A 560-nucleotide genomic window follows, 5' to 3' on the forward strand; every position below is an offset into this window, starting at 1 on the left:
TTTTGCTTATTGTACCAATCATAAAATTAATTATGACCGTTTTTTTTTGTCTTTTACTATAAATAGCAAAAAACGCTTTCTACTTTTTATTATTTTCTTATCTCAATATGTCAATGAACTTTATATGCTTTAGGCTTTACGCTTTAGGCATTAAGCTTATAGCTTTTTGTGGAGAATAACGGAGTCGAACCGTTGACCTCCTGCGTGCAAGGCAGGCGCTCTAGCCAGCTGAGCTAATCCCCCATTTTTCAATTAAAAATTAAAAATCGTGAATTAAAAATTATGAACTTTTTGATTCTTAATCTTTCAACCTCTAAAATTTCCTTTTTCTAAGTTTACAGTCTTTTTTTGTCGTGTCTTATAATTTACAATTCATAATTTATAATTCACAATTTTAAAAAGTAGTCCCGGGCAGACTCGAACTGCCGACCCCTACATTATCAGTGTAGTACTCTAACCAGCTGAGCTACGAGACACTCTTATTCTTAAAATTTATTATTTGAACTAACAGCAAGAGTAAAATAGTCTTAAAATCATAATCCTATAAAGCTTCTTCTTTT

Annotated in this window: 2 tRNA genes; both read right to left on the reverse strand. The window is 31.2% G+C overall.

Annotated elements, in window-relative coordinates:
• Positions 1-169: 169 nt before the first annotated feature.
• Positions 170-243: transfer RNA gene (locus tag B0A65_RS23060), tRNA-Ala, on the reverse strand.
• Positions 244-402: 159 nt separating this feature from the next.
• Positions 403-475: transfer RNA gene (locus tag B0A65_RS23065), tRNA-Ile, on the reverse strand.
• Positions 476-560 lie beyond the last annotated feature (85 nt).

Source organism: Flavobacterium frigidimaris (assembly GCF_002217275.1).
Classification (GTDB): domain Bacteria; phylum Bacteroidota; class Bacteroidia; order Flavobacteriales; family Flavobacteriaceae; genus Flavobacterium; species Flavobacterium aquidurense.